Genomic DNA, 15,669 nt, shown 5'->3' with positions numbered 1-15,669 from the left:
GCCTGCATCCGTAGTTTCCGACCCCGCTGCCCCATCGGCCAACGGCGACAATGGCGGCGAAGGACACACGCCATGGAACTGCCCGCCCACCAACTGAGCATGACGGTGCTCATGACCCCCGACACCGCCAACTTTTCGGGCAAGGTGCACGGCGGCAGCCTGCTCAAGCTGCTCGACCAGGTGGCCTACGCCTGCGCCAGCCGCTACGCCGGCACCTATTCGGTCACGCTCAGCGTGGACCAGGTGGTGTTCCGCCAGCCTATCCACGTGGGCGAACTCGTCACCTTCCTGGCCTCGGTCAACCACACCGGCACCTCGTCCATGGAAATTGGCATCAAGGTGCTGGCCGAGAACATCCGCACGCAGGAAACGCGGCACGTCAACAGCTGCTTCTTCACCATGGTGGCGGTGGACGACAGCGGCAAACCCCAGGCCGTGCCGCCGCTGCGGCCCTTCACACCCGACGAGCGCCGCCGCCACGCGGCCGCCGAACTGCGCAAGACCATGCGCCGCGAGATGGAACAGCGTTTCGCCGCCATCCGCTAGGCGTCTGCGCGGCAGAACTCACCGGGAAGGCGAGCGTTCCAGGCGCTTCAGATCAAAGCCCTGCGCGGCCAGGCGCCCCAACAGCGCCTCGTAGGCGGCAGCGTCCACCTGCGGCGTGCGCGAGAGCACCCACAGGTAATCGCGCCCCGGCTCGCTGACCGCCACGAGCTGGTACGCGTCATCAAGGTCGATGACCCAGTAATCGCCCCACACCAGCGGCAGCCAGCCCAACCAGGCCGGCGCAAAACGCACCTTGAGCCGCGGCGAGTCGGCAGCGCCCAACTGGCGCGCTTCCCCCAGCGCCTCGATCACCTCGCCCTCGGCCGTGCGGCAACGGTTGAGCACCTCCACCCGGCCGTTGGCTTGCAAGGTGTAACGCGCGCTGGTGTCGGCCACACAGCGGCGCTGAAACACGTTGGGGTAACGCGCCACCTCGTGCCAGGTGCCCATGTAGCGGGCCACGTCCAGCGTGGCTATGGGTGCCAGCGGCGATTCCGCCCAGGCCACCGGAGCCAGGCACAGGCACAAAGCAAAAAAGGCAGCGTTGCAGCGCAGTCGCAGGGTCATCGCGGCATTGTCGGACAAGCGACGGCTTCGACGCCGCGCGGCGCACAATGGCCCCATGAGCCTGCAGCAACTTGCCCCCAACGACCTGCGCCTGCGCATTGCGCCCGAGACCCTGGGTTTTGCCGACACCAGCGGCCTGGCCGATCAACCCCTGCCCTGGATCGGCCAGGAGCGCGCCGAACAGGCGGCCCGCTTTGGCCTGCAGATGGACCTGCCCGACTACCACCTGTTTGTGCTGGGCGATGTGGGCAGCGGGCGCACCACCCTGATGCGACAGATGATGGAGGCGGTGGCGGCCACGCGCCCGGTGCCACCCGACCTGTGCTACCTGCACAACTTCGACGCGCCCGAACACCCGCGCGCCTTGCGCATGCCCGCGGGGCAAGGGCGCCTGCTGCGCCAGCTCATGACCCGCCTGAGCAAGACACTGCAGACCGACATCCCCAAGCGCCTGGCCGGGGCCGACTTCAAGGCCGAGGAAGAGCGTGTGGTGCGCGCCTACAAAACGCAGGAAGAGCACGCCTACGCCGAACTCAGCGCCTTTGCCGAGGCGCGCCATTTTGGTCTGATGCGCGATCAGGGCCACATGGTGTTTTCGCTGCGCAACGCCCAGGGCGCCTTGCTGACCGAAGCCGAGGCCCTGGCGCTGCCCAAAGAGCAGCGCAGCGAAATCGACCGCGCCGAAGAGGAACTGCGGCAGGCCATTGGCCGCTTCCTGGAAAACAACCGCTCCATGGAGCGCGTCATGAACGAAGGCCTGGCCGCGCTGCGCCGCCAGATGATCAAGCCCATGCTGGACCACGAGCTGCAGGACATGCGCAGCGAGCTGCGCAAGCAGATCAAGGACAGCGTGAAACTGGGCCACTACCTCGACCAGGTGCAACACGACGTGCTGGAAAACCTGGAGCTGTTCCAGCCCATGGAAGATGACGAGCCCACGCGCCTGGCCGCACTGGCCGAGGTGCTGGCGCGCCTGCGCGTCAACCTGGTGGTGGACAACCACGGCCGTGAGGGCGCGCCGGTGGTGGTGGAAGACAACCCGGTGTTCCGCCAGCTGTTCGGCTGCATCGAGTACCAGGCCGAGGAAGACGTGCTGAGCACCGACTTTTCGCGCATCCGCGCCGGCAGCCTGCTCAAGGCCCACGGTGGCTTTTTGATGCTGCACCTGCGCGACCTGCTCAGCGACGAACCGGTGTGGGAGAAGCTGCGCCGCTTTTTGCGCAGCGGACGGCTTCAGATCGAGGAGCCCACCACCATTTTTTCGCCCATGGCCACCGTGTCGCTGGAGCCCGAGCCGGTGGACGCCGACGTCAAGCTGGTGCTGATCGCCTCGGTGGAGGACTACTACGCGGTGCAGGAAGGCGACCCCGAATTCGCGCGCCGCTTCCGCTGCAAGGTGGACTTTGCCGACAGCTTTGCCGCCGAAGCCGCCACGCGCCAGGCCACCGCCATTTTTGTGGCCCACACCTGCCGCCGGCTGGGCTTGCCCCACTTCAGCGCGGCAGCCGTGGCGGCCCTGCTGGAAGACGCCCACCGCGAAGCCGAAGACCAGCGCCGCCAGAGCGCCATCTTTGCCCACACCGAGGTGTTGCTCATGGAAGCCGCCATGCTGGCGCGCCAGCGCGGCGCCAACCTGGTGGACGCCAGCGATGTGGCCGCCGCCCGCCAGGCACGTGTGCACCGGCACAACGCGGTGGAGGAACGGCTGCTCGACACCCTCACCGACGGCGACCGGCTCATGAGCCTGCAGGGCCACACTGTGGGCCAGGTCAACGGCCTCACGGTGATCGACCTGGGTGACCACGCCTTTGGCTTCCCGGTGCGGGTGAGCGCCCGCACCCACGCTGGCGACAAAGGCCTGGTCAACATCGAGCGCGAGGTCAAGCTCTCCGGCCCCATCCACGACAAAGGCATGCTCATCCTGCATGGCCACCTGGCATCGCTGTTCGAGCACATCGCCCCACTGGCACTCAACGCCTCGGTGGTGTTCGAGCAGGAGTACAGCGGTGTCGAGGGCGACTCGGCCTCGTGTGCCGAGTTTTTTGCGCTGCTCTCCAGCCTCTCGGACCTGCCCATCGACCAGGCCATCGCGATCACGGGCGCCATCAACCAACACGGCGAGGTGCTGCCGGTGGGCGGTATCAACGAAAAAATCGAGGGCTGGTTCAAGGCCTGCGAACGGGCTGGGCTGACCGGGCACCAAGGGGTGTTGATCCCGGCACGCAACCGCCGCCACTTGATGCTGGACGCACGCGTGGTGGTCGCCGTGGCACGTGGCGCTTTCCACATCCACACCGCCGACACGGCCGCCGAAGGCCTGGCCTTGCTGACCGGCGCCGACTGCGGCACACGCGAGGCCGGCAGCTACCCACCAGACAGCGTGCTGGGCCGCGCGGAACAGACGCTGCTGGCCTACCGCCGCGCCTGCCAGGCCATGGCACAACCAAAGCAGACATGACCGACCCCACGAGCACACCAACGCAGGCTCCGGCACCCACGGGCCTCAGCAGCACCGAAGCCACCGAACGCCTGCGCACCGACGGCCCCAACGCCCTGCCCCGCGCGCCGCAGCGCACCACCTGGCGCATCACGCTGGAGGTGGCGCGCGAACCCATGTTCCAGTTGCTGGCCGCCGCCGTGGGCATTTACCTGCTGCTCGGCGAGCGCTCCGAGGCCCTGGTGTTGCTGGCGTTCCTGGCGGTCATCGTTGGCATCACGCTGGTGCAGGAGCGCCGCACCGAGCGCGTGCTGGAGGCCTTGCACGACATGACCAGCCCGCGCGCGCTGGTGTGGCGCGATGGCGAGCGGCAACGCGTGGCCGGCACCGAGCTGGTGGTGGGCGACCTCATCGAACTGGCCGAGGGCGACCGCGTGCCCGCCGACGCGCGGCTGATCCTGTCCAACGACCTGCGGGTGGACGAATCCCTGCTCAGCGGCGAATCGCTGCCGGTGGCCAAACAGGCCGGCAGCGCCACCGCCGGCACGGTGTTCGCGGGCACCCTGGTGGTGGCCGGCCAGGCCCGCGCCGAGGTGACCGCCACCGGCGTGCGCAGCGACATCGGCCGCATCGGCAAGGTGCTGGGCACCCTGCCCGTGGAGGCCACGCCGCTGCACCGGCAAACACGCCACATGGTGCGGTGGTTCTCGGTGTTGGGGCTGTTGGTGAGTGTGGTGGTGGGCTTGCTGTACGCCTGGGCCCTGGGCGACTGGTTGGGCGCGGCGCTGGCCGGCATCACCATGGCCATGGCCATGCTGCCACAGGAGTTCCTGCTGATCCTGACCGTGTTCATGGCCATGGGCGCGTACCGCCTCTCCAGCCACCGCGTGCTCACGCGACGCGCCTCCACCATCGAGGCGCTGGGCTCGGCCACGGTGTTGTGCACCGACAAGACCGGCACGCTCACCGTCAACCGCATGGCGATCGCACGGCTCGTGCGCCTGTCCGAGGACAGACCTCAGCACTGGGACGCCACCGACGGCGCGCTGCCCGAGCCCTTCCACGCCCTGCTGCGCCACGGCATCCTGGCGAGCGAAAACGACCCCTTCGACCCCATGGAGCGGGCCTTCCACACGCTGGGCAGTCAGCACCTGCCCGCCCCACCCGAGGGCTGGACGCTGGTGCACGAATACGGCCTCAGCGCCGACTGCCCGGCCATGACCCACGTGTGGCAAGCCCCGGGTTCGCCCCACACCACGGTGGCCATCAAAGGCGCACCCGAAACCGTGGCGCGGTTGTGCCGGCTGCCCCCCGCTCAAGCCGACCTCTGGCTCGCTCAAGCGCAGGCGCTGGCGGCGCAAGGCCAGCGGGTGCTGGGCGTGGCACGAGCCGAATGGGGCACCGGCCACTGGCCGGCCACGCCCGAGGGCTTCGACTTCCAGCCGCTGGGCCTGGTGGCCCTGGCCGACCCACTGCGCGACAACGTGCCCCAAGCGGTGCGCGACTGCCAACAAGCCGGCATCCGCGTGGTGATGATCACCGGTGACCACCCGGTCACGGCCCAGGCCATTGCGCGGCAGGCGGGCATCACCGGCACCGAAGGCCTGTTGCTGGGCGCCCAGGTGGCGGCCCTGGACGACGCGGCCCTGCGCCAGGCGGTGGCGCAGACGGCGGTGTTTGCGCGGGTGGCGCCACAGCACAAGCTGCGCATCGTGGAGGCGCTCAAGGCCAACGGCGAGGTGGTGGCCATGACCGGCGATGGCGTCAACGACGCGCCCTCGCTGCGCGCCGCCCACATCGGCATTGCCATGGGCGGGCGCGGCACCGACGTGGCGCGCGAATCGGCCTCGCTGGTGCTGCTGGACGACAATTTCGGCACACTGGTGCAGGCCATCCGCCTGGGCCGGCGCATTTTCGACAACCTGGGCAAGGCCATGCGTTTTGTGCTGGCCGTGCACGTGCCCATCGCCGGCCTCACACTGGTGCCCCTGGTGCTGGGCTGGCCGCTGCTGTTCACGCCCATGCACATCGCCTTCCTGGAAATCGTGATCGACCCGGTGGGCTCCATCGTGTTCGAGGCCGAGGAAGCCGAAAACGACCTCATGTTGCGACCGCCGCGCCGGCCCGACGCGCCGCTGTTCGCGCCCGCGCTGATCGCCACCAGCCTGCTGCAAGGCAGCGTGGCGCTGCTGGGGGTGGGCGGCTTCTATGGGGTGTTGCTCGGGCACGCCTGGGCGGTGGACGAAGCCCGGGCCGCCGCGTTTGTGGCCCTGGTGTTGGCCAACCTGGCCCTGGTGCTGGCCAACCGCACGCGCCAGCCGCATTGGCGCGGCGCCTTCGGTGGCCACAACCGCGCCTTGCTGCTGACGGCGCTGCTCACACTGGCCATGCTGGCGCTGGTGCTGGGCGTGCCGGCATTGCGCACGCTGTTCGGCTTTGCCCTGCCCGATGTGGCCACCCTGTGCCTCGCGCTGACCGTTGGCGCCGGTGTGCTGCCGCTGCTGTGGGGGTTGCGGTCGGTCACGCGGCGTTGGGAAACGCCAGCCTGACACGTCGCAGCTGCAGGCGTCAGAGCCGCACGCGGGCCTCGCCAATGCCATCAAACACCGCCACCACCGCGTCGCCGCGCTGGGCCGGCACGATGCCCACCCAGGTGCCGGTGGTGACCACGGTACCGGCCGGCACCTCGCCATAGAGGGCGCAGGCACGTTGCAACCACTGTGGCAACAGCCAGGCCGGGTCGCCCAGCGAATGGCTGCCCTGGCGTTGCAATGGCGGCTGGGTGCCCACCGTCACCCTGCAGGTCTGAGCCGCCCAGTCGCGCCGAACATAGGGCACCCAGTCGCCCAGCACCAGCGCCCCGTGCGATTGAAAATCGGCCAGCCGCAGCAAGGGCGCGGCGGTCGACGCCTGCTGCCAGCGCGAATCCACCACCTCGATGGACACGGCCATGGCGTCGATCAGGTGGTCCACCGCGTCGGGCTGAAGGCTGGCCGCCTGCGCGGCGTCCACCGCCACCCCAAGGCGCAGCGCGATTTCGATTTCAATGCCCCGCTGGTGAAAGGGCCAGTCGCCGGCCGTGGCGGGGCTGGTCCACACGCCATCGGGCGGCAGCGGGGCGTGGGTGAGGGGCAGGTCGCGGCTGGGGCCGCCCGATTTCCAGTGCCGGGGCACGCCGGGCTGGCCGGTGAGTTGTGCCATCACGGCCAACTGCACGGCGTAGGCCTGGTCTGGTTCGGACAAACTGGCCGCCAGCGGCAGGGCGTCGGCGGGGGTGGCGCTGCGGCGGGCCTGCAGCAAGGCGTCGATCACGGGAAGTTGGGTCATGGTGCCCTCAAGCCTACCCGACTTGATTCAACCCCATTTCATCCTGTTTTTTAGGAACATTGATCAGTAATCATCTTGTTTTTCCGCAAACCCACTTCCGCTACCCTGCTCCTGTTTCAACCACCATCTGAGGAGACCCCATGAAATTCCTTTCCGCATTGGCCCTGGTCCTCTCGCTGGGCCTGGCCGTGGGCATGAGCGATGCCGAGGCCAAGCGCATTGGCGGCGGCAAGTCCACCGGCATGCAGCGCCAGGGCACCACCGAAAAGGCCCCCACCGCCACCCCGGCACAAACCCCGGGCACGCCCGCTGCCGCTGCCGCCCCGGCGGGTGCTGCCGCAGGCGCCACCGCTGCCGCCGCCGCGTCCAAGCGTTCGTGGATGGGCCCGCTGGCCGGCATCGCGGCGGGTCTGGGCATTGCGGCCCTGGCTTCGCACCTGGGCTTTGGCGAAGAACTCGCCTCCATGCTGATGATGGGCCTGCTGGCCTTCGCCGTCATCGCGGTGATTGGCTTCATCATGCGCAAGCGCGCTGCCGCCCAGGGTGGCCAGAACGGCATGGCCTACGCCGGCGTGGGCGCGGGCAACCAGCCCGGTGCGTCCGCCCCGCGCGCGTTCGACACCGCCATGCCTGCGGGCGGTTCGGCGTCGACCGGCTCCATGATCGGTGCCAACCTGGGTGCACAACCCGCGCGCAGCATCCCGGCCGACTTTGACGTGCCCGCCTTCGTGCGCAACGCCAAGGTGCAGTTCATCCGACTGCAAGCCGCCAACGACGCCGGCAACCTGGACGACATCCGCGGCTTCACCACGCCCGAAATGTTTGCCGAACTGCAGATGGACCTGCGCGAGCGCGCTGGCGCCACCCAGACCACCGAGGTGCTGACGGTGGAAGCCGACGTGACCGATGTGGCCGAGGACGACCAGCGCTACGTGGTGAGCGTGCGCTTCACCGGCACGCTGCGTGAGGACAGCACCCAGACCACCTCGTTCGACGAAGTCTGGCACCTGACCAAGCCCCGCCAGGGCAACGCCGGCTGGGTGCTGGCTGGTATCCAGCAGGTGCAGTGACAGCCACTTGACCTGCAGCAAGGGCGAACGGGGCGCCCTTGCCTATACTGGGGCCCGTACCGGTAGGCCCCATGCCCGCAACACCTCCCATACCCCCTGCAACGGCCGCACCTGCGGCCGTTCGCCGTTGGCGCATTGGATCGGTGCTGCTGTGGCTGGTGTTGGCTTGCCTGGTGCCCGGCATGCTGGGCACGGGCGCGATGTTTGCCCTGCAACTCCGCGAAGGCCGGGCCCAACTGGAGCACGACATGATCACCACCGCACGCGCCCTGGTGCGGGCGGTGGACAACCAGTTGCTTGTAGCGCGCGCCAGCGCTCTGTCGCTCGCCGCCTCCGAACACCTGGCGACCGGTGATCTGACCGCCTTTCACACCCACGCCCGCGAGGTGCTGGCGGCCACCGGGGTGGGCCTGAACGTGGTACTCAGCGACGTGAACGGGCAGCAATTGCTCAACACCCTGAAGTCACCGGGCGAGGCCTTGCCCCGCCACGGCAACCCGTCATCGGTCGAGCAGGTATTGACCACCGGCAAGGTAGCGATCTCGCCCCTGTACACCGGCGGCGTGCTCGGCAAACCGGTGCTCAGCATTGACGTGCCGGTGTGGCGCCAGGGCCAAGTGCACCAGATTCTGAGCCTGGGCCTGCTGCCGGCCGACTTCGCCAGCATCCTGGCGGCACAGCGGTTTCCGACCGAGCAGCTGGCGGCCATCTTCGATTCCACCGGCACCATCGCGGCACGCACCATCGGCGCGGAAACCTACGTGGGGCAAAAGGGCACACCCGAGTACATCGCACGCATCCTGGCCAGCCCCGAAGGGGTGATGAAAACCACCACGCGCGAAGGCGTGCCCACCGTGTCGGCTTGGAGCCGGTCGGCGGCCACCGGCTGGAGCGTGGGCATCGGCATCACCCAGGCCGCGCTGGAACACGCGCTGCAGCGCAAGCTGGGCGCCCTCGCCCTGGTCATGCTGGCGCTGCTGGGGCTGGGGCTGTTGTTGGCCTGGATGGCGGCCAACCGCATTGCCGACTCGCTGCGGGCGCTGCGCCAACAGGCGCTGGCCCTGCGCGAGGGCACGGCCTGGCCCCAGCACGCGGGGCACCTGCATGAGAGCGCCGAGGTGAGCGACGTGTTGCACCAGACCGCCCGCCAATTGGCGGCACGTGCGGCCGAGCTGGATGAAACCCACCGCCTGGCCGGTTTTGGCGTCTGGCGCTACCAGCCGGCGTCTGCCACCGTGGTGGTGTCCGCATCGGTGCGCGAGATGTTGGGCCGCGACGTGAGCGCCTTTCGGGAACTGCGCGGCACCGTGTTTGACGCCAGCACCTGGGCAGACATCAAGGCAACCCATCTGGCGGCGCTGAACGGCAGCACGTCCTATGAGATGGAAGTGCCCGCGCGGCGCAGTGACGGCCACATGCTGTGGCTGCAACTCATAGGCGAACCGGTGCGCGATGCGCTGGGCCAGCTGGTGGAGGTGCGCGGCAGCGTGCTCAACATCACACCACGCAAAGAAGCCGAGCTGGCGCTGGAGCACGCGCGCCTGGTACACGTGCACCACCTTGAGGAGGCCGTGGCCTCACGCACCGCCTCGCTGACCACCGCCAACGAGGCGCTGCAGCGGCTGAGCCACACCGACGTGTTGACACAGCTGAACAACCGGCTGTCCACCAACGAGCGCCTGCGCCAGGAGTTCCTGCGCATGAAACGCCATGGCCAGCCCTATGCGGTGTTGTTCATCGACATCGACCGCTTCAAACGCATCAACGACACCTACGGTCACGAAACGGGCGACGAGGTGTTGCGCCAACTGGCGTGTGTGCTGCAAGGCGCCGCCCGCGTCACCGACTTCGTGGCACGCTACGGCGGCGAGGAATTTTTGGTGCTGCTGCCCGACACCACGCAGGCCGGCGCCCTCACGCTGGGCGAAAAAATCCGCCAGGCCGTGGCCACACAAGCCTTCCCGGTGGTGGGCGAGGTCACGGTCAGCGTGGGCGTGTCGGAAGCACGGGGCACCGACAAAAACGAGGAAGAAGCGGTGCACCGCGCCGACAAAGCGCTCTACCGCGCCAAGTCAGAGGGCCGCAACCGGGTGTGTTGCGACTGACGTGGCCAAGGCACTGCCTTTGCGAAACGCATCGGGCGTGACCCCCATGAGCCGGCGGAACATGGCGATGAAGGCCGACACGCTGGCGTAACCGAGTTCGAACGCGATGGCCTCGATCTTCTCGCCCGCCTCCAGCCGGGGCAGGGCTTTGACGATGCGCAGGCGCTGGCGCCACTCCAGCAAGCCCATGCCCAGGTCGCGCTGGCAGCGCCGCACCAAAGTGCGCTCGGTGGTGTGCACCAGCTGCGCCCACTCGGCCAGGCTGCGGTTGTCGCCCGGGGTGGCCTGCAGCGCCAACAGCACCGGTGCCAGCAGGGGGTCGTCAGAGCTGGGCAGGTAGCTGCCGGCGCGGGGCGCCTGGGTCAACTGGTCCACCACCACCTGCAGCAGGCGCTCGTGTTCCGGCGGGGGTGGGCCGTTGGACGGCGTCTGGCGCAGGTGGTCCAGCAGCGCACGCAGCAGCGGGCTGGCGATCAGCACACAGGCATCGCGTGGCATGTGGTCACACAAGGGGGCGCTGATGTAGAGCGAGCAGTGGCAGGCCTCCAGGTGGTTCAGGCCCGTGTGCTCCACCTGCGGCGGCAACCAGATGCCGTAGGGCGGTGGCGCGGTGTAGTGGCGGTCGGCCAGCTTCACCTCCATCACGCCGCTGAAGGAATAGACGAATTCGCCCCAGGCGTGGCGGTGCTGCGGGTAGGCCGTTTCGGCCGGCACCCAGGTGGCGCGGAAAAAAATGGGCGCGGGCAACGCGTCGCTGAAGGGCGGCTGGCGCAGGTGACGAGGGGCGGCGGGCATGGCGTATGGGGTGCGCGATGGCGCAAGTTCGCCATCGCTTGTCCGATTCTCGTTATTCCGCGCAGCAAGGACAACCCACAATCGCGCCATGCCCACCTCCCGCCAACCCGTTGATGCCCTGGCCATGGGCCTGATGTTGCTGCTCTGCATGTTGTGGGGACTGCAACAGGTGGCCATGAAGGCCACCGCACCCGACATGTCGCCGCTGATGCAGGTGGCGCTGCGCTCGGGCATCGCGGCCCTGCTGGTGGGCGCGGTCATGGTGTGGCGGGGCGAACGGATGTCGCTGCGCGACGGCACCTTCTGGCCCGGTGTGGTGGTGGGCAGCCTGTTTGCACTGGAATACCTGCTGGTGGGTTTGGGCATGCGGCTGACCAGCGCCTCGCACATGGTGGTGTTCCTCTACACCGCGCCGCTGTTTGCCGCCCTGGGCCTGCACTGGAAACTGCCTTCTGAACGCCTGCGGCCGCTGCAGTGGCTGGGCATTGCGGTGGCGTTTGGCGGCCTTGTGCTGGCGTTCAGCGGTCATGCGGGGAGCACGCAGCATGTCAACACGAACATGCTGCTGGGCGACGCGCTGGGCCTGCTCGGCGGCATGGCCTGGGGCGCCACCACGGTGGTGCTGCGCAGCAGCAAGCTGGGTCAGGCACCGGCCACACAAACCTTGTTGTACCAACTGGTGGCGGCCGCCGTGCTGCTGCTGCCCGCCGCCATCGCCCTGGGCCAGGCCGACATACGCCCCACCGCCATGGCCTGGAGCAACCTGGCCTTCCAGGCGGTGATCGTGTCGTTTGCCAGCTTTTTGCTGTGGTTCTGGCTGCTCAAAAAGTACCTGGCGGCGCAGTTGGGTGTGTTCTCCTTTTTGACGCCGCTGTTCGGCGTCGGCTTTGGCGTGTGGCTGCTGGGCGAGCCGCTGGAGCCGCGTTTTGTGGCCGGCGCCGGCCTGGTGCTGCTGGGCATTGTGGGCGTGAGCGGCCACACCTGGCTGGCGCAGGTGCTGCTGCGGCGCAAAGCCGCGCAGCACGTTAAGCTGACGCCATGAGCAGCACCCAGCCCGCCGACCCCAGCCTCATCGATTCGCGCCAGGCCGCGCTGCGCCTGCTCACCGTGCTGGGCCTGGTGACGCTGGGCAACAGCGGCATGTACGTGGTGGCCGTGGTGCTGCCGGCGGTGCAGGCGGAGTTTGGCGTGGGCCGGGGCGACGCCGCCCTGCCCTACACCCTGATGATGATCTGCCTGGGCCTGGGCGGCCTGTGGACCGGCAAGCTGGCCGACAAACACGGCATCACCCCCGTGCTGCAGGTGGGGGCGGTGGCGGTGTGTGCCGGCTTTGTGTGGGCCGGACTGTCGGGCAGCATCTGGACCTTTGGGCTGGCGCACGGCCTGCTGCTGGGCATGTTGGGCAGCTCGTCCACCTTTGCGCCGCTGTTGGCCGACACCGCGCTGTGGTGGAACAAGCGGCGCGGCATCGCGGTGGCGGTAGCCGCCAGTGGCAACTACCTGGCCGGCACCGTGTGGCCGCCGTTGGTGCAATGGGGCATCGAAACGATTGGCTGGCGCCACACCTACGTGCTGATGGGCTTGTTGTGCGGCGGCGGCATGCTGCTGCTGGCACGGCGCATGCGTCAGCGCCCACCTTTGGTGGTGGTGCAGCCCGCCGGTGGCGACCTGCGCGCCATCAGCACCGACCGCCCCTTTGGCCTGCCGGTGGCGCACGCCCAGGCGCTGCTGTGTGTGGCGGGCGTGGCCTGTTGTGTGGCCATGTCCATGCCCCAGGTGCACATCGTGGCCTACTGCACCGACCTCGGGTTCGGCGCGGCACGTGGCGCAGAGATGTTGTCGCTGATGCTGGCCTGTGGCATCGTCAGCCGGCTGGTATCGGGCCTGATCTGCGACCGCATTGGTGGCATACGCACGCTGCTCTTGGGCTCGGCCTTGCAAGGCGTGGCCCTGCTGCTGTTTTTGCCGTTTGACGGACTGGTGCCGCTGTACGTCATCTCTGGGTTGTTTGGGCTGTTCCAGGGCGGCATCGTGCCCTCCTACGCCATCATCGTGCGCGAACACTTTCCGCCGCAAGAAGCCGGCGCGCGCGTGGGCGCCGTCATCATGGCCACGCTGGTGGGCATGGCGCTGGGCGGCTGGATGTCGGGCTGGGTGTTCGACCTCACCGGCAGCTACCACGCCGCTTTTCTCAACGGCATCGCCTGGAACCTGCTCAACCTGAGCATTGCGGGCTGGTTGTACTGGCGGGTGCGCCGGGGCACACTGCAGGTATCGGCCCGCACGGCGGCCTGACCCAAAACGACTTGCCTGGGCCGGGCGCCGCTACACTGCACGCCCCCACCCACACCGCCACCATGCCATTTCTCGCCCTGGGCCTTGCGCCCGCCCTCGCCCGCGCCGCCGAAAGACTGGGCTTTGCCGCCCCCACGCCCATCCAGGCCCAGGCCATCCCGGTGGTGCTCAGCGGTGCCGACGTGTTGGCCACCGCCCAGACCGGCTCGGGCAAAACCGCCAGCTACGTGTTGCCGCTGCTCCAAGGTTTTGTGCAGCAAGCACCCACCTCGCCGCGCCGCGTGCGCGCCCTGGTGTTGGTGCCCACACGCGAGCTGGCCGCCCAGGTGGGCGAGGTGCTGCGCGCGCTGGCCCAGGATTTGCCCAGGCGCCCCAAGGTGGTGGTGCTGTTTGGCGGCGTGTCCATCAACCCGCAACTGATGGCGCTGCGCGGCGGCGCCGATGTGGTGGTGGCCACCCCCGGCCGCCTGCTGGATGTGGTGGCCCACAACGCCCTGCGCCTGGGCCATGTGGGCACCCTGGTGCTGGACGAAGCCGACCGCCTGCTCGACCTGGGCTTTGCCGACGAGCTGCAACGCGTGTTGGCCCTGCTGCCCGCACGGCGACAAAACCTGTTTTTTTCGGCCACCTTCCCCACCAGTGTGCAGGCGCTGGCCGACGGCCTGCTGCACCAGCCGCAGCGCATCGACGTGCCCGCCAACGATGCCGAGGCCCCCATGGTGCAACAGCGCGCCATCCAGGTGGACAGCACACGCCGCACGCAGCTGCTGCGCCACCTCATTGAAACCGAAGGCTGGCCACGCGTGCTGGTGTTTGTGGCCACGCAGCACGCGGCCACCGTGGTGGCGGGCAAGCTCAACCGGGGCGAACTGTACGCCACGCCCTTCCACGGCGGCCTGAGCCAAGGCGCGCGGCAAGAGGTGCTGGGCGAGTTCAAAGAAAAGCGCTGGGACGTGGTGGTGACCACCGACCTGGCCGCGCGCGGCATCGACATCGAAAACATGCCCGTGGTGGTGAACTACGACCTGCCGCGCTCGGCGGTAGACCACGTGCACCGCATTGGCCGCACCGGGCGCGCTGGCGCCGAAGGGCTGGCCATCAGCTTCGTCACCGCCGCGCAGTTGGCGCACTGGCGGCTGATCGAAAAACGCCAAGGCCTGAGCCTGCCGCTGGAGGTGCTGCCCGGCTTCGAGCCCACCGAAGTGCCGCCGCCTCCCGTGCCGGGCGGGGGTGGTATCAAGGGCAAACGGCCCAGCAAGAAGGACAAGCTGCGGGCCGCCGCCGCACAAAAAACGGCCTCAGGCGGCGAGCAGCTTTTGTAGTTCGCCCGAGTCAATCAAGCGCTTGAGGTCGTCGGCACCGCCCACCAGCGTGCCGCGCACAAACACCATGGGAAACGTGGGCCAGCCGGTCCACATCTTGAGCGCATTGCGCCGCCGCCATTCCGACAAGTAGCTGCCGATGCCGATGTACTCGTGCGCCAGGCCCGCATCGCGCAAGAGCTTGCGGGCCTTGCCCACAAACGGGTTGCCCGCCATGCCCAGCACCACCACCGGGTGTGTGGCCACGGCGGTTTGCACCTGGGCCAGCAGATCGGCATGAAGCCCAGCCACCTTGGCGCGGATGGCGGGGTGCAGGGCGGATTCGTCGAGGATGGTGCGTGGCATGGGGGTTCCTGTGGGTGAAACAGCGACTTTAGGGGATTGGGCCCCGGCATGCGCCCACCTTGGCACCACGCACCCTTGCCATGCACAATGGCCGCATGGAACCCATCCGCATCGACCTGACCCCGCTGCGCAAGGCCTTAGCGCTGTTGCACGATGCGTTGCGCTATTGGAACGCCGAGCCCGCCGAGTCTGGCCTGAAGCCGCACTTGCGGAGTGCCGTCATCCAATCGTTCGAATTCACCTACGAGCTGTCCATCAAGGCGCTGCGCCGCGTGCTCATCGAACGGGCGCTGTCTGAAGCTCAGGTTGTCGATCTGCCCTTCAACGATTTGTTGCGTCTGGGCGCTGACGCCGGCCTGTTGAGCGCCCCCCTGGCATGGCGCCGCTGGCGGGAAATGCGCAACAGCACCAGCCACACCTATGACGAAACCAAGGCACAAGCGGTGGTGTCGGCGTGCGCCGATTTCGCCGCTGATGCCGATGCGTTGCTCAGCAGCCTGGAAGCAGCCTCTAGGCCATGACCACCGTAGCAACACCTGCGGTGCAGCTCACCGCCTCGCAAGTGGCCGAGGTCCAGGCCATCCTTCACCGTCACCTGCCCCAGGTACAAGCCTGGGTGTTTGGTTCGCGCGCCACGGGACGGGCGCGCCCGTTCTCTGACCTCGACATCCTGCTGACCGAGCCTCCCAACCTGACCTGGGATCAGCGGGCGCAACTTAGCGACGCCTTTGAGGCCAGCGAACTGCCGTTCAAGGTGGATTTGGTGGAAGCCCAGCAGCTGAAGGGCGAATTTGCCGAACGGGTGAAGGCTGAAATGCGGCCACTCACTGGCGACCGCAGCACAGCTTGAAACAAAGGCC

At 68.4% G+C, this 15,669-nt stretch carries 14 protein-coding genes; 10 read left to right on the top strand and 4 right to left on the bottom strand.

Translation table 11 applies throughout. From position 1 onward, the window contains the following. The first annotated feature begins 72 nt into the window (after nucleotides 1-72). Entirely contained in the window at nucleotides 73-546 is a 474-nt protein-coding gene (locus ACFQPB_RS01310) for an acyl-CoA thioesterase (RefSeq protein ID WP_382219150.1), read from the top strand. An 18-nt stretch (nucleotides 547-564) separates the two neighbouring features. On the opposite strand, the gene ACFQPB_RS01305 is transcribed toward ACFQPB_RS01310, so the two are convergent. After that, a complete protein-coding gene (locus ACFQPB_RS01305) occupies nucleotides 565-1,113 on the bottom strand; it encodes a lipocalin family protein (protein WP_382202298.1) in 549 nt (182 codons plus the stop codon). Between the two features lie 55 nt (nucleotides 1,114-1,168). Between ACFQPB_RS01305 and ACFQPB_RS01300 the strand changes: the two genes are divergently transcribed. Together ACFQPB_RS01300 and ACFQPB_RS01295 are read left to right on the top strand one after the other, a co-directional pair. After that, entirely contained in the window at nucleotides 1,169-3,571 is a 2,403-nt protein-coding gene (locus ACFQPB_RS01300; RefSeq protein WP_382219148.1) for a Lon protease family protein, read from the top strand. Continuing rightward, nucleotides 3,568-6,099: a cation-translocating P-type ATPase gene (locus ACFQPB_RS01295; RefSeq protein ID WP_382219146.1), complete on the top strand. Its 2,532-nt coding sequence runs from the start codon at nucleotides 3,568-3,570 to the stop codon at nucleotides 6,097-6,099. The genes ACFQPB_RS01300 and ACFQPB_RS01295 overlap by 4 nt, the downstream gene beginning before the upstream one ends. A 19-nt stretch (nucleotides 6,100-6,118) precedes the next feature. Here the strand turns inward: ACFQPB_RS01295 and ACFQPB_RS01290 are convergent, their stop codons facing one another. Continuing rightward, nucleotides 6,119-6,877 (bottom strand): fumarylacetoacetate hydrolase family protein, encoded by a 759-nt coding sequence (locus ACFQPB_RS01290; RefSeq protein WP_382219144.1) that lies wholly within the window; start codon nucleotides 6,875-6,877, stop codon nucleotides 6,119-6,121. A 140-nt stretch (nucleotides 6,878-7,017) separates the two neighbouring features. On the opposite strand from ACFQPB_RS01290, the gene ACFQPB_RS01285 reads away from it, so the two are divergent. Both ACFQPB_RS01285 and ACFQPB_RS01280 read left to right on the top strand, forming a co-directional pair. Next, complete coding sequence (locus ACFQPB_RS01285) at nucleotides 7,018-7,947, top strand: Tim44 domain-containing protein (RefSeq protein ID WP_382219143.1); 930 nt, start codon at nucleotides 7,018-7,020, stop codon at nucleotides 7,945-7,947. Nucleotides 7,948-8,018: 71 nt separating this feature from the next. Continuing rightward, the gene (locus ACFQPB_RS01280; RefSeq protein ID WP_382219142.1) at nucleotides 8,019-10,052 is read left to right on the top strand and encodes a diguanylate cyclase; all 2,034 of its coding nucleotides are present in this window, start codon (nucleotides 8,019-8,021) and stop codon (nucleotides 10,050-10,052) included. Here the strand turns inward: ACFQPB_RS01280 and ACFQPB_RS01275 are convergent. Then, on the bottom strand, nucleotides 10,020-10,847 hold the full coding sequence (locus tag ACFQPB_RS01275) for an AraC family transcriptional regulator (protein ID WP_382219140.1): 828 nt from the start codon (nucleotides 10,845-10,847) through the stop codon (nucleotides 10,020-10,022). The genes ACFQPB_RS01280 and ACFQPB_RS01275 overlap by 33 nt on opposite strands. Before the next feature lie 88 nt (nucleotides 10,848-10,935). On the opposite strand from ACFQPB_RS01275, the gene ACFQPB_RS01270 reads away from it, so the two are divergent. The 3 genes from ACFQPB_RS01270 to ACFQPB_RS01260 all read left to right on the top strand — a co-directional run bounded on the left by ACFQPB_RS01270 (nucleotide 10,936) and on the right by ACFQPB_RS01260 (nucleotide 14,464). Next, nucleotides 10,936-11,889: a DMT family transporter gene (locus tag ACFQPB_RS01270; RefSeq protein ID WP_382219138.1), complete on the top strand. Its 954-nt coding sequence runs from the start codon at nucleotides 10,936-10,938 to the stop codon at nucleotides 11,887-11,889. Then, nucleotides 11,886-13,142, top strand: a complete 1,257-nt coding sequence (locus ACFQPB_RS01265; RefSeq protein WP_382219137.1) for an MFS transporter — start codon at nucleotides 11,886-11,888, stop codon at nucleotides 13,140-13,142. The genes ACFQPB_RS01270 and ACFQPB_RS01265 overlap by 4 nt, the downstream gene beginning before the upstream one ends. A gap of 62 nt (nucleotides 13,143-13,204) precedes the next feature. Beyond that, the gene (locus ACFQPB_RS01260) at nucleotides 13,205-14,464 is read left to right on the top strand and encodes a DEAD/DEAH box helicase (protein WP_382219135.1); all 1,260 of its coding nucleotides are present in this window, start codon (nucleotides 13,205-13,207) and stop codon (nucleotides 14,462-14,464) included. On the opposite strand, the gene ACFQPB_RS01255 is transcribed toward ACFQPB_RS01260, so the two are convergent. Further along, the gene (locus tag ACFQPB_RS01255; RefSeq protein WP_382219133.1) at nucleotides 14,441-14,809 is read right to left on the bottom strand and encodes a glutaredoxin domain-containing protein; all 369 of its coding nucleotides are present in this window, start codon (nucleotides 14,807-14,809) and stop codon (nucleotides 14,441-14,443) included. The two genes, ACFQPB_RS01260 and ACFQPB_RS01255, sit on opposite strands and share 24 nt — an antisense overlap. A 95-nt stretch (nucleotides 14,810-14,904) precedes the next feature. On the opposite strand from ACFQPB_RS01255, the gene ACFQPB_RS01250 reads away from it, so the two are divergent. After that, nucleotides 14,905-15,330, top strand: coding sequence for an HI0074 family nucleotidyltransferase substrate-binding subunit (locus tag ACFQPB_RS01250; protein ID WP_382219131.1), 426 nt, complete (start codon nucleotides 14,905-14,907; stop codon nucleotides 15,328-15,330). Beyond that, nucleotides 15,327-15,659, top strand: a complete 333-nt coding sequence (locus tag ACFQPB_RS01245) for a nucleotidyltransferase family protein (protein WP_382219130.1) — start codon at nucleotides 15,327-15,329, stop codon at nucleotides 15,657-15,659. Before ACFQPB_RS01250 ends, ACFQPB_RS01245 begins: the two co-directional genes overlap by 4 nt. Nucleotides 15,660-15,669 lie beyond the last annotated feature (10 nt).

This window comes from Hydrogenophaga atypica, assembly GCF_042665215.1.
Taxonomy (GTDB): Bacteria; Pseudomonadota; Gammaproteobacteria; order Burkholderiales; family Burkholderiaceae_C; genus Hydrogenophaga; species Hydrogenophaga defluvii_A.
Note: the sequence above shows the minus strand (reverse complement) of the source record. Positions and strands in the feature narration are given on the sequence as shown.